Raw genomic sequence first — 13287 nt, forward strand, 5'->3', positions numbered from 1 at the left:
GTCAAAAGTCCGCCGGCGGGTTGGCGGTGCGGCGATCGAGCTTGATGAACGGCCGCGGCACTACTTTCGCCCGCTTCATCAGCTTCTGGTACCGCAGCTCGCGCAAGGCGTAGATCTCGACCCAGAGGTCGTCGACGACCGTATCGCCATAAGGCCGTTGCAAGGAGGCGATGGCGATGTTGCGCTTGGCCATGGGCGACCACATCGCCGCGCTGACGAGCCCAACCTCCCGGCTCTTCTTCCAGTAGACGATGGCGTGCTCGGCCGGGAGGTTGCCTTCGATCTCCAGCCCGACCAGCACATGGCGCAGCTGCTTCTTCGCCCGCGCCTCGAAGATGGGGCGGCGGCCGTTGAAGTGGCCTTTGTCCGGATCGACCATGAAGCCGAGGCCGATCTCGTCCGGCATGCGCAGGCGGTCGGCACGGATGGCGTGCTCGGCAGTGGTGAAGTCGGCATTGGCGACGATCAGCCCGGCTTCTAGCCGGGCGCGATTGAGCGCCGTGTAGCCGATGGCGCGGATGCCGCGCAGCCCGCCCGCCGCCATCAGCCGGTCCCATAGGCTCAACGCCTTGTCCGCCGGCACGAACAGCTCGTAGCCGAGATCGCCGGTGAAGCCGGTGCGCGAGATGGTGATGGCAGCGCCGTCATGCGCGAAGTCGGCGAGGTCGAAAACCTTCAGCCGCTCGATGCCGGCAAAGCCGGCGTCGCGCAGGATGGCGAAGGAGGTTGGGCCTTGCAGCGCGAGCCCGGCGATCGCTTCGGTTTCTTCCTCGACGCTGACCTCGTAGCCGATGGCGCTGTCAAGCAGCCAGGGCAGATGCCGCTCCTGCGAGCACAGCCGAAAGCGCGTCGGCGACAGCCGGAACAGCGTGCCGTCATCGAGGACGAAACCTTCGTCGTCGCACCAAGCGGTGTAGTGGACGCGGCCCGGCTTCAACCTAGTCACGTCGCGCAGCGTGACACGGTCGAGATAGGCTTCAGCGTCCGGACCCTCGATCCGGTATTTCGTCATCGGCGAGATGTCGAGGAGTGCCGCCTGGCTGCGAATGGCAAAATATTCCAGCTCCTCGTCCCAGAGCGAATGCGGCGCGCGGTAGCCGGCCCAATTGTACCAGTCGTTTGTCAGCGCCAGCGCGTCGATGCGCGGCTGGAAAGGTGTGCCGAGCCGAAGCGTGCGGAAGTGGGATTGCGCAAGGGTGCGGGCGGAATTGATTTTCACATGACGATTCATGTCGGCGGCGTAGAGCGCTGCGTTTGTGAATGGCGAAATCATCTCATGCCCTTATCGCGATGATGCGGCGTGCGGCGTTGAGGCCGGGGGCGCCGGAGATGCCGCCGCCGGGATGCGAACCGGCGCCGGCAAGGAACAGCCCTTCGAGCGGCGTGTCGTAGCCCGACCAACCGGAGACCGGCCGCGACATCAGCATCTGGTCGGCCTGCAACTCGGCGTGGTGCCAGTGACCGCCGGGCATGCGGTAGCGTCCCTCGATGTCGGCCGGAGTCAGCAACTCGGGATGACGCACCGTGGCGCCGATGCCAGGCGCATAGGCTTCGAGCTGCGCCATGATCGCCTTGAGGAATTGCGGCTTGCCGGCGGTCCAGCCCTGTTTCAATGCATAGGGCGCGTACTGCACCACGGCCGAGAGCACGCAGGCGCCGCAGGGTGCCAGCGAAGGATCTATCAGGCTGGGCAGCGTGATCTCCATCACCGGCTCGGGCGAGAACTCGCCATATTTCGACGGGTTGAAGGCGCCCTCGACATGGTCCGGCGAAGGCGCGATGACGAGTCGGCCCTTGTGGCCAGCGGCGTCGACGCCGGCAAATTGCGGCGGCCGGTCGAGCGCGAGATGAAGCTTCGCCGCATCGCCCTTCATGCGGATGTTCTTCATCTTGCGCACGAAACCGGTGTCGACCTCGCGCGGCCCGGCCAGATCGAGGATCGTGGTTGCGGGATTGATTGCCGAGACGACGGCTTTTGCGCACAGCGCTTCGCCGCCCTGCGTGACGACACCGACGGCGCGGCCCTTCTCGACGACGACCTTGGCGACCGGCGAAGCCAGACGGATCGAAACCCCCGCTTGCTCGGCCGCCGAGCGGATGGCGGCAACGACCGCGCCCATGCCACCCTTGGGCTGTATCTGCGCGCCGGCGAGCCCGCCGATCTCGCCAGCGAGCCGATAGTAGAGGCCGAGCAGCGATGTCGGCGAGCGCGGACCGAGATGGCTGCCCAGTGTCGCGTCGAAAGCGAGCAGGCCTTTCAGCCTGTCGTCGGAAAGCTGCTCGTCGAGCAAGTCGTAGACGTTCATCAAGAGCACGCGCAGGAAGTCGCGCATGTCCTCCTTGCCGAGCTTCTTCAGCGCCAGCGCCGTCTGGCCGAGCCCGGTCATTTCGGCGAGCGACATGCCGGCAAGGTCCGGCGGACGGCGCGACAGGAAGGGTTTCAGCACGCCGGCGTAGCGCAACAGCTGCGCGCGCAGGTCGCGCCAAGCCGACTGCTCCGACGGGCTGGCGCCCGTCAGCGCCTCGCCATAGGCGCCGTGCAGCACCAGCGGGCCGTCTTTCGACAACGCGATCGACGGCACCAAATCGCCGCGCTCGATCTTCAGCCCGTGGCGCTCGAGCTCCAGCGTCTTCACCACATCGGGATGCAGGCGGTTGAGCAGATGAGCGACCGAGGAGACGCGAAACCCCGGCGCGAATTCCTCGGTGCGCGCCGCGCCGCCGACCTCCTTGCCGGCCTCGAGCAGCAGCACCTTGCGTCCCGATTTCGCCAGCGTGGCGGCGGCGACCAGGCCGTTGTGCCCGCCGCCGATGACGATCGCGTCCCAATTCGTTTCAGATGACGTCATGGGCCGGGCTCATATGCAGGGTTGGTTTGGCGAGATCGCGCAGGATCTCGGCGGCGGCGTTGCGTCCGGGCGCGCCCATGACGCCGCCGCCCGGATGCGTGGAGGAACCGCACATATAGAGCCCGCCGACCGGCGAACGGTATTGCGCGTAGCCCGGCACCGGGCGATTGAACAGCAGCTGGTCGAAGGTCAGTTCGCCTTGGAAGATGTTGCCTTCGGTGAGGCCGACCTCGGCCTCGATCTCGCGCGGCGTGCGCACCTCCATATGGACGATGCGGTCGCGGAAGCCGGGCGAATATTCGGCGATCTGCGCAACCACGCTCTCGGCGAAGCCGTCGCGGTCGGCGTCCGTCCAGTCTCGGCCGCCAATTTTGGGCGGCGCGTATTGCACGAAGCAGCTCATGAAATGTTTTCCCGGCGGCGCCATGGTCGGGTCGAGTGTGGTCGGGATCACCATGTCGAGGAAGGGATCGGCCGACCAGCGCCCGGCCTTCCAGTCGTCATAGGCGCGCTCCATGCGCTCGATTGAATCGGTGAAGTGCATGTCGGCGCGATAGACCGGCGAATCCTTCGGCAGAGCCGGGAATTGGGGAAGTGAATCCAGCGCGATGTTGACCTTGCCGGACGAGCCGCGGATCTTGAAGTTCCTGACCCGCCGAAGGAAGATGTCGGGCAGCTCCTTCTCCTCGACCAGCTTCAGGAAGGTGCGCTTCACGTCGGCGTTTGAGACGACGAGCTTGCCATAGACCTCTTCGCCGCCGGCCAGTACGACGCCCTTGGCCCTGCCGTTCCTAATCAGCACGCGCTCGACCTCGGCGCCGGTGCGGATCGTGCCGCCGGAGGCCTTGAACGAGGCGGCGAGCGCCTTGGTCACGGCACCCATACCGCCACGCGCATAGCCCCAGGCGCCCACCGAGCCATCGACCTCACCCATATAGTGGTGGAGCAGGACATAGGCCGTGCCCGGCGACATGGGCCCAAGCGCCGTGCCTATGATGCCGGAGAGCGCAAAGTTCGCCTTGATGACGTCGGTCTCGAAATACTCGTCGAGGAAGTCGGAGATCGACATCGTCCAGAAGCGCAAGGTCAGCGCCATTTCCTCAGCGGTGAGACCGGCGAATTTCTTGCCGAGATAGAGCAGCTCGCCAAGATCGCGCGGCTTGAAGCTGGTGGGATCGGGCGCGGTGCGCATCAACAGCGGCTGGATGAAGCGGCACTGCCTTGTGACGTCGCGCGAATAGCGGTCGTAGGCCTCGGCGTCGCGCTTGGAGAAGCGGGCGAATTCGCGGCGATGCGCATCGTGGTCGCGGTAGTTGGCGAGATAGTCGCCGTCGCGCGTGAACACCGCGCCGCCTTCATAGGAGATCACCTGCAGGCCGAAGCGCGGCAGCTCCAGATCGCGCATGATCTCGGGCCGGAACAGCGAGCAGACATAGGAGCAGTTGGAGTAGAGAAAGCCCGGCGTCAGCTCGCGGCTGGTGGCCGCACCGCCGACCCAGTCGTTCTTCTCGACCACCAGCACGTCGAGCCCGGCGCGTTGCAGATAGCCGGCGTTGACCAGCCCGTTGTGGCCGCCGCCGATGACGATCGCGTCCCATGCCTTCATGTGCGCTCAACCTCCCCCCGGCCGTCCGTTGTTGGGTGCGATTTGTTCCCTGATCAGCCGAATTTGGCACGGGTCACGGTTTTTTGTCCAGCCATTTTGAATGAATGTTCAACAAATGGTGTTGCGTTTCTGCGTTGATGCGCTAGGCTTTGCCCCGCATTTCTGGTGTTCCGCTAGCGCGAAGGTGACTTCGGCATTTGAGGCTCAGTCCGATGATCGAAACGGCTAACGCCGAGCCGGAATATGACGACGCGGCCATTCGCTTCCTCGAGGCGCTCTGGGGCGATGGCTACCTCTCCCCGGGCGGCCCGGACGAAGTGGACCGCGTGGTCGAAGGCCTCTCGCTCAAGGTCAAGACGATCCTCGATCTCGGCTGCGGCGCCGGCGGCGTCACGCTGGATCTGGTCGCGCGCCATGGTGCGGCGCATGCGACCGGTTTCGATGTCGAGAGGCCGGTGATCGAGACGGCAAAGCGAAAGGCGGCTGCGCAGGGTCTTCAGGACCGCGTGAGCTTCGTCCAGGCGCCGCCGGGACCGCTGCCTTTCACCGATGCTTCCTTCGACGTCGTCTTCTCCAAGGACGCACTGTTGCATGTCCGGGACAAGGATGCCCTGTTCGCCGAGATCTTCCGCGTGCTGAAGCCCGGCGGCGTCTTCGCCGCGTCGAACTGGATGATCTCGCATGACGGCGAGCCGTCTGCGGACATGAAGGCCTATCTCGCGGCGGAAGGCTTGTCCTTTGCCATGGCTTCGCCGGCGCGCTACGCCGAAGCGATGCGTCGTGCTGGCTTCCGCGACATCAGCGTCCGCGACCGCAACGCATGGTACCGGGAGGTGGCGCGGGAGGAACTGGCGCGCCTGAAGGGGCCACTCTATCAAGCGCTCGCCGCCGCGGTCGGCGGGGGCTATGTCGACAAGAACATCCGGACCTGGGAGGCGATGCAGAAGGTGCTTGACAGTGGTGAGCACCGCCCCACTCATCTGCGCGGTTGGAAGCCGGTCGGATAGCCGGCAATGCTGGAGACCGTCACGCTCATGAAGAATGCAGAGGCCAGGGATGCCTTGCCCGAACCGGCACGAAAAGGAGAGGCCGAGAAGCGCGGCCGCAAGGCTTCGAAAGAAGTCAGGCAACTCCAGTTGATCGAGGCGACGATCGATTCACTGGCCAAGCGCGGCTATGCGGAAACGACGATGGCCGATGTGGCCGACGGCGCGGGCCTGTCCCGCGGCATCGTCAACTTCCATTTCGAAAGCAAGGAGAAGCTGCTCGTCGCCACGCTGCAATATATGTATGACGAGTATTCGGCGCATTGGCGCGCGGCCTTGCAGAAGGCAGGCGACGATCCGGCGCGGCAGCTGCAGGCGCTGGTGTGGGCCGACTTCGATCGCTCGATCTGCAACAAGCGCAAGCTCGCCGCCTGGTGCGCCTTCTGGGGCGAGGCCAAATCGCGGCCGACCTACCAGGCGCTGAGCAGCTCGCGCGACGCTTACTACCAGCAGGTGTTCATCGATCTCTGCGCGACGCTCAAGCAAAGCGGCGGCTATGCCTATGAGCCGCAGGTCATGGCGCTGGCGCTATCGGCCATGCTCGAGGGCCTGTGGCTGCGGTTGATGATGGGCACCCAGGACACCACGCGCGAGACCGCGCTGCAGGCGGCCAACGCGTTCCTGGCCGCCGCCTTTCCGAAACACTACGATTAACGTCAGCCCGGGGTTAGCAACAGCCGGCCAGCAAGACCGGCAAGACCAAAGAGGATGGAACAGCATGAAGAAACTCAGCCGACGCCTGACACTTACTTTGGCGCTCGCCGGCGCGCTGGCGTCTTCGGCGGCAGCGTTCGCCGTTGCCGCCGACAAGGACCTCATCGTGTTCGACTGGTCCGGCAATGAGGACCCCAGCTTCCACGGCAAATATGTCGAGAAGGACGGCGACTCGCCGACCTTCGCCTTCTTCGGCGATGAGGACGAGGCATTTGAGAAGATCCGCTCCGGCTTCAAGGCCGACCTCGGCCATCCGTGTTCGCAAAGCGTGGTGAAGTGGCGCGAGGCGGGGCTGTTGCAGCCGCTCGACACTTCCAAGATCGCCGGCTGGAAGGATCTCAACCCCGGCATCATGGCGATGAAGGACCTTGCCACCACCCCCGACGGCAAAGCCTGGTTCATGCCTTGGGACTGGGGTGACACGCAGCTCACCTTCAACTCCGACAAGATCGCCGAGAAGGACGTGCAGTCGCTGAAGGCCTTCGCCGATCCCAAGTATAAGGGACGCGTCTCGATCGGCGACAATGTCGACGACGCCTATGCGCTGGCCAGCCTCGCCATCGGGCTGAAGGACTGGACAAAGATGACGGACGAGCAGTTCAAGCAGGCGTCCGATTTCCTGCGCCAAGTGCACAAGAACGTGCGCTCCTACTGGACCGACACCACCGACATCGTGCAGCTGCTCTCAGGCGGCGAGGTCGATCTCGCCTGGGCCTGGAACGACGCGGCGGTGCAATCACAGGCCGCCGGCGTGCCGATCAAGTCCAAGAAGGATACCGAGGAGGGCATCTCGACCTGGGTGTGCGGCTATGTGCTGTTCAAGGACGCGCCCGGCAACATTGACAAGGCCTATGACTATCTCAATGCCGTCAACGATCCGGAAGTCGCCAAGGTGCTGGTCAAGGACTGGGGCTACGGCCAAGCCAACGCCAAGGGCATGGCCGGTGTCGACCAGGCGGTGCTCAAGGAAAAGGGCTACGACAACGTGGAAAAATGGGTCGACAAGACGCTGTTCCAGCAGCCGCTGCCTTCCGAGCTCAAGCTGAAGATGATCGCCGAGTTCGAGAAGATCAAGGCCGGCTATTGAACAGCAAGACCGAAAGCACCGACGTTGCAATCGTCGGCGCCGGCTTCACTGGCCTGTCGGCCGCGCTCGAATTGAAGCGCGCCGGCATCGATTTCCTTGTCCTGGAAGCGCGCGGCCGCGTCGGCGGTCGTGTGGAAGGTGTGCGAAACGGGCTCGGCGAGCTGATCGACAGCGGCGGCCAGTTCCTGTGCGAAGACATGCCGGAGCTGATGGCGCTGGCCAGGGCGCGCGGCAAGACCTTCGTCAAAACCTTTGTCGATGGCGATTTCATCACCCATCCACCGATGTCGGTCGACCAGGCCGGACAGACCTATGTGACCGCGATGGCGATCCGCGACCGCATGAACTGGACCGAGCCTGACGATCCCGCGATCGCCGGGCTGACCGTCGCCTCCTGGCTCGAACGCCAGACCGATCCGGTAGATGCCAAAGCCGCCTTCCGCTCGATGATCGAAGGACTGTGGTGCCTGGCGCTGGAAAAGGTGCCGCTCTGGTACCTGATCGACAATGATCGCCGCATCACCAACGACGTCCCGGAACTGCAATATTCTCTGCGCGAGACCATGCAGTCGCTGGCCGCGGACCTGGCGGGCGATCTCGGTGACCGGCTGCGGCTGAACGAGCCGGTCATTCGCGTCGAGCGCGGGCCGTCCGGCGTTCGTGTCGTCGTCGGCAGCGGCGCCGTCGAGGCGCGCGAGGTCCTGCTCGCCCTGCCGCCTGCGACGGCCAACAGGCTCGACTTTCGGCCTGCCTTGTCAACGGCCTTGAAGAAGGCGCTTGGCGTCTGGGAAAGCGGCGCGGTGGTCAAGATCCTCGTCCGCTATGCCAGGCCGTTCTGGCGCGAGCGCGATCTGAGCGGAATGGTTATGTGGCGCGACATGCCGGGCCTGTTTGCCTGCGATGCCAGCAGGGACGCCGAGCATGCAGCGCTCGTCGTCTTCATCGGTGGACCGCTGGCGCTGCGCTGCCGCAAGCTGGGTGCTGCGGCGTTGCGCGCCGAGGTCATTGCGAAGCTCGCGGATGCGCTCGGTCCGGACGCGGCCGATATTCTCGATTTCAGCCAGCGCGACTGGACGCATGACCGCTGGAGCGGCGGCGCCTATAGCGATCTCATCGTCGACGTGACGGCAAGAGATGCCGAGCGCACGATCCTTGCCGGCGCGCCGCCGATCCATTTTGCGTCGTCGGAAGTGTCGCCGTCCTTCCCCGCCTATGTCGAGGGCGCGATCGTGGCCGGACGCATCGCCGCCGGGAAGATTTTGGCGCGGCTTCAGTCCGCCATCGCCACCAGGGCCTCTGGGTCGTAGGCGAGACGGATCGGCGCGCCGACCGGAATGTCGTCGGCGCCGAAATCATTGGTCTCGGTCACTGAGAGCGGCTTTTCCAGCCCCTGGATTTCGACGATCAGATGCGTGATCTCGCCGAAATAGTGGCGCTCGACCACCGTGCCGGCGACCTCGAACTTGGCCGTCGCATTGTCCCAGAGCACGCGCAGCCGCTCCGGCCGGATGCCGAGCGTCGCCGCGCCGCCGTTGCGCACGAAGGCCTTCGGCTTTTCGGTCCTCACACGCCCGAAGCCAAGCGTGTCGACAACCAAGGACACGCCGTTCTCCTCGACGATCTCGGCCTTGACGAAATTCATGCCGCCGAGGAAGTCGGCGACCTGGCGGTTGACCGGGCGCTGGTAGATTTCCTTGGGCGAGGCGACCTGCGCGATACGGCCGCCGAACATGACGGCGATGCGGTCCGACATGGCCAAAGCCTCATACTGATCGTGCGTGACCAGCACGAAGGTGATGCCTACCGCCTGCTGCAGCCGGCGCAACTCGACCTGCATCTGCTCGCGCAGCTTCTTGTCGAGAGCCGATAGCGGCTCGTCGAGCAGCAGCACCTTGGGACGCATGACCAGCGCGCGGGCCAGCGCCACGCGCTGACGCTGGCCGCCGGAGAGTTCGGTGGCGCGGCGCTTGCCAAGGCCGGTCAGCGACACCTGCGCCAGCGCCTCCTCGACGCGGCGCTTTTCTTCGCCGCCCTGCAGTTTCAGCCGCTTCAGCCCGTAGGCGACGTTCTGCTCGACATTGAGATGCGGGAAGATCGCGTAGCTCTGGAAGACCATGTTGGTCGGACGCCGGTTGGCGGGAATGCCGTCCATCGGCTGGCCGTCGACCGCGATCGAGCCGCTGGTCGGCGTGTCGAAGCCGGCGATCATGCGCAAAAGCGTGGTCTTGCCGCAGCCGGACGGCCCGAGCAGCGAGAAGAACTCGCCCTCCCTGATCGCGAGCGATGCATTATCCAACGCCTTGAACGCGCCGTAGCTGCGCGTGACGTCGCGGATCTCGATCATGGTGCGATCGGACATCGTTCGCTCGGACTGGACCCGCTCAAGCATAGAGGCCTCCCTCGTTCTGGGTGCGTCTCGCCGCGCGGCGGCGCAGGATCTCGGCAACGGTCATCAGCACGAAGGACGCCGCCAACAGCAAGGTGCCGAGCGCCAGCACGCCGGGGAGCTTGGCCGCGAAGCGCAGCTGTCCCCAGATGTAGATCGGCAGCGTCGCCTCGGTGCCGGTGAGGAAGAAGGCGATGATGAACTCGTCGAGCGAGATGGTGAAGCAGACCAGCAGGCTGGAGATGATCGCCGGCGCCACCATCGGCAGCGTCACGCGCCGGAAGGTGCCGAAGGCGCTTTCGCCGAGATCGGCGGAGGCTTCCTCGAGGCTGCGGTCGAAGCCTTCGAAGCCGGAGGTCAGCACCGTCATCGAATAGGGAATGCAGACCAGCACATGCCCAAGCACGACCGTGAACAGCGACAGGCTCAAGCCCAGTTGCAGCATCACCAGGAGCATCGAGATGGCAACGATGACCTCGGGCAGCACCAGCGGGGCCATGATCAGCCCGTTGACGGTGCGGCGGCCGGGATAGCGGTAGCGGGTGATCGAACGGGCAGCGAGAATGCCGAACACGGTCGACAGGATAGCGGCCGAGGCGCCGACAACCAAGCTGTTCCAGGTGGCGTCGATCAGTGCCGGCGTGCGCGGCAGGTCCTGGTACCAATGCAGCGTGACGCCTGAGAGCGGGAATTTCGGCGTCGCCGCGGTGTTGATCGAGAAGATCGGCAGGAAGATCACCGGCAGATAGAGGAAGAGGATGTAGAGCGCGGCGTAGCTCGACAGCCAGCTTGGCAGGTAACGTCTGATCGCCGTCATCGCGCCAGCCTCTGCAGCGCGCGGATGACCAGCACCGCGGCGCCGGCCATCAGCGAGACGATGACCATGGTGGTGACGGAGAGTGCTGCGCCGAGCGGCCAGTTCGACGCCTTGCCGAATTGCGCCTGGATCGCGTTGGCGATCATGACGCCGTCTTTGCCGCCGACTAGCTTCGGCGTGACGTAGTCGCCGACGGTCGGGATCATGACGATCAGCGCCGCTGAGATGACGCCTGGCGTCGACAGCGGCAAGGTCACGCGCAGAAAGGAGCGCAGCGGCCCGTCGCCGAGATCGGTCGCCGCTTCGACCAGGGTGCGGTCGACCTTCTCCAGCGAAACGAAGATGGGCAGGATGGCGAAGGTCGCCCAGGCGTGGGTCAGCGTGATGATGACCGCGTTGGAATTGTAGAGCAGCGCAGTCGACGGCTCGTCGATGAGACCGAGGCCCATCAGGCCGGAATTGAGCACGCCGTTGTAGCCGAGGATCACCTTCCACGACATCACGCGCAGCAGGTAGCTGGTCCAGAACGGGATGGTGATGAGGAACAGCCAGAGGCTCTTCTGGCGGCCGCCATGGAAGGAAATGAAATAGGCGATCGGATAGGCGAGCAGCACGGTGAGCAGGCTGACCGTCAGCGAGATGTAGAGCGAGCGCCAGAGCAGGTCGCGGTAGATCGGCTCGGTCAGCGCGATCCGATAATTCTCCAGCGTGAATGTGTGGTCGATGGTCAGGTAGTCCTGCGTCCAGAAGGAATGGGCTATAACAACCAGGATCGGCAGGACGAGAAGGATGAGCGCGTAAAGGAAGGTCGGGCTGATCAGCGCAATGCCCTGGACGGCTTCCGACTGCAGAAGGGGACTTCGTCTGGCTCTCGCCATGCGCAGCGGGGGCGACCCTTCCGCGGCGGCCGTCATTGCAGCGCTCCGGGCGTGATTGCAGTTGCCGGCTCGGACTGTCCCGCCATACGGCCTTCCCATTGATCAGCGCCGACTGCCTGGTCCCAATTTATGTGCCCGGAGCGATCACTCCAGACTTGCCGGCTTTCTTTCATCATGAGCGCATCCGCCGATTGAAATCAAGCGCTATTTCTGCAATATTGATTGAATGGACATTCAAAATGAAGTGACGAAAAGCCGAATTTCCATGGCTTCCCGCTTCGTTTCATGTCTCTGGAAATCACCGCAACGGACCATGCGAGGCTAAGATGGCGGCTGCACGAGAGATCAAGGCGAGGGAAGTTGTCGAGCCCGGGGACGACGATGCGGTCGAGCTGGCCAAGCGCCATCTGGTCCAGCCCTGGCCCTATGCCGGTTCGGTCGGCGCCGAGGCACGGGCGCTGATCGGCGAGGGCGAGGGCATCTACATCACCGACGCATCCGGCAAGCGGCTGATCGACGGTCCGGCCGGCATGTGGTGCATCAATGTCGGGCATCGCCGCGAGGAACTGGCAAGGGTGATGTACGACCAGGCGATGGCGCTGTCCTACAACACGCCTTGGTATACGATGAATGCGCCCTCAGCCGAGCTTGCGAGACGCATCGCCGATGCCGCTCCCGGCGATCTCAGTCACACCTTCTTCACCACCGGTGGCTCGTCGGCGGTGGAGACGGCGCTGCGCTTCATGCAGTTCTACAACAATGTGCGCGGCAGGCCGGAGAAGAAGCTGATCCTCAGCCGCGGCGGCGCCTATCACGGCTCGACCTACCTGTCGGCTTCGCTCAACGGCCGCCCGCGCGACCGGCACTGGATGGATGGTGCCGACGAGCTGGTGATCAAGCTCTCCTCGCCCGATCCGTTCCGACGGCCGAAGGAGATGAGCATCGACGCCTTCACCGATTTCCTCGTCGACCAATTCCGCGACACGGTCGCGCGCGTCGGCGCCGGTCGCATCGGCGCCTTTGTCGGCGAACCGGTGCAAGCTTCGGGCGGCGTCGTCGTGCCGCCGGACGGATACCTGAAGCGCATCCGTGAGATCTGCCGCGAGAACGACATCCTCTATGTCTCGGACGAGGTGGTGACCGGCTTCGGACGGCTCGGCCATGTCTTTGCCTCGGGCGAGGTGTTCGGCCTCGACCCGGACATGATCACCTTCGCCAAGGGGGTTACCTCGGGGTATTTCCCGCTTGGCGGCGTGATCATCTCGGAGCGGCTGCTGGAGGAACTGCGCCGCTCCAACCATCCCGATGCGCTGTTTGGCCATGGCCTCACCTACACCAGCCATCCGATCGGCTGCGCCGTCGCGCTGAAGAACCTCGATCTTTTGGAAGAGGGCGTGCTTCAGCATGCGCGCGAGATCGCGCGCTATTTCCAGGCGCGCCTGAAAACGCTCGAGGAACTGCCGCTGGTCGGCGAGGTACGCGGCGCCGGCCTGATGGCTTGCGTCGAATGCGTCGCCGACCGCGAGAGCAAGGATCCGCTGCAGCTCGACAAGGATGTGGGAAAGCGTATCGACGCGCATTGCCATGAGCTCGGTCTCTTGGTGCGGCCGCTGATCAACATGTGCGTGATGTCGCCGCCGCTCATCATCAGCCGCGAGCAGATCGACGACATGGTCGCGATCCTGCGCGAAGGCATCTCGCGCACGATGGATGATCTGAGGAAGGAAGGCGTCTGGCGGGGGTGAGAGAGCGCCCCTCTCCCCGTTCTACGGGGAGTGTAGCCGGCGGGTGAGGGGCAGCGCCAGCTTGCGAGATTTAGTTCAGACGCTCCCTGAGGTTCGGGAGCCAGAGCCAATTGTGAGGCGCTTGCACTGCCCCGCCCTTCGGGCACCTTCTCCCCGTGT

General features: G+C 64.7%; 11 protein-coding genes. 5 read left to right on the forward strand and 6 right to left on the reverse strand.

Features of this window, described 5'->3' with window-relative positions; genetic code table 11:
* Position 1 precedes the first annotated feature (1 nt).
* The 3 genes from CK222_RS07240 to CK222_RS07250 are packed head-to-tail and all read right to left on the reverse strand — an operon-like array spanning position 2 to position 4455.
* The gene (locus CK222_RS07240; protein ID WP_095799978.1) at positions 2–1231 is read right to left on the reverse strand and encodes an aminomethyltransferase family protein; all 1230 of its coding nucleotides are present in this window, start codon (positions 1229–1231) and stop codon (positions 2–4) included.
* Between the two features lie 43 nt (positions 1232–1274).
* Positions 1275–2849 carry an NAD(P)/FAD-dependent oxidoreductase gene (locus CK222_RS07245; protein ID WP_095799853.1) on the reverse strand — a complete coding sequence of 525 codons (1575 nt, stop codon included), beginning with the start codon at positions 2847–2849 and terminating at the stop codon, positions 1275–1277.
* Positions 2836–4455, reverse strand: a complete 1620-nt coding sequence (locus CK222_RS07250; RefSeq protein ID WP_095799854.1) for an NAD(P)/FAD-dependent oxidoreductase — start codon at positions 4453–4455, stop codon at positions 2836–2838. Before CK222_RS07250 ends, CK222_RS07245 begins: the two co-directional genes overlap by 14 nt.
* Before the next feature lie 212 nt (positions 4456–4667).
* Here CK222_RS07250 and CK222_RS07255 point away from each other — a divergent pair, with 212 nt between their 5' ends.
* The 4 genes from CK222_RS07255 to CK222_RS07270 all read left to right on the forward strand — a co-directional run bounded on the left by CK222_RS07255 (position 4668) and on the right by CK222_RS07270 (position 8609).
* Positions 4668–5462, forward strand: coding sequence for a class I SAM-dependent methyltransferase (locus CK222_RS07255; protein ID WP_067319251.1), 795 nt, complete (start codon positions 4668–4670; stop codon positions 5460–5462).
* Positions 5463–5468: 6 nt separating this feature from the next.
* On the forward strand, positions 5469–6155 hold the full coding sequence (gene betI, locus CK222_RS07260; protein ID WP_095799855.1) for a transcriptional regulator BetI: 687 nt from the start codon (positions 5469–5471) through the stop codon (positions 6153–6155).
* Between the two features lie 64 nt (positions 6156–6219).
* Complete coding sequence (locus CK222_RS07265; protein ID WP_095799856.1) at positions 6220–7302, forward strand: ABC transporter substrate-binding protein; 1083 nt, start codon at positions 6220–6222, stop codon at positions 7300–7302.
* Positions 7299–8609 carry a flavin monoamine oxidase family protein gene (locus tag CK222_RS07270; RefSeq protein ID WP_067319245.1) on the forward strand — a complete coding sequence of 437 codons (1311 nt, stop codon included), beginning with the start codon at positions 7299–7301 and terminating at the stop codon, positions 8607–8609. The genes CK222_RS07265 and CK222_RS07270 overlap by 4 nt, the downstream gene beginning before the upstream one ends.
* On the opposite strand, the gene CK222_RS07275 is transcribed toward CK222_RS07270, so the two are convergent.
* From CK222_RS07275 to CK222_RS07285, 3 genes are read right to left on the reverse strand one after another with little or no spacing between them, the layout of a single operon-like run.
* Complete coding sequence (locus tag CK222_RS07275) at positions 8573–9646, reverse strand: ABC transporter ATP-binding protein (protein ID WP_095799979.1); 1074 nt, start codon at positions 9644–9646, stop codon at positions 8573–8575. The genes CK222_RS07270 and CK222_RS07275 overlap by 37 nt on opposite strands.
* Before the next feature lie 37 nt (positions 9647–9683).
* Entirely contained in the window at positions 9684–10505 is an 822-nt protein-coding gene (locus CK222_RS07280; RefSeq protein ID WP_095799857.1) for an ABC transporter permease, read from the reverse strand.
* Complete coding sequence (locus CK222_RS07285) at positions 10502–11419, reverse strand: ABC transporter permease (RefSeq protein ID WP_067319241.1); 918 nt, start codon at positions 11417–11419, stop codon at positions 10502–10504. Before CK222_RS07285 ends, CK222_RS07280 begins: the two co-directional genes overlap by 4 nt.
* Before the next feature lie 290 nt (positions 11420–11709).
* Here CK222_RS07285 and CK222_RS07290 point away from each other — a divergent pair, with 290 nt between their 5' ends.
* Positions 11710–13128: an aminotransferase gene (locus CK222_RS07290; RefSeq protein ID WP_095799858.1), complete on the forward strand. Its 1419-nt coding sequence runs from the start codon at positions 11710–11712 to the stop codon at positions 13126–13128.
* Positions 13129–13287: the final 159 nt, after the last annotated feature.

The organism is Mesorhizobium sp. WSM3866, assembly GCF_002294795.1.
GTDB lineage: Bacteria > Pseudomonadota > Alphaproteobacteria > Rhizobiales > Rhizobiaceae > Mesorhizobium.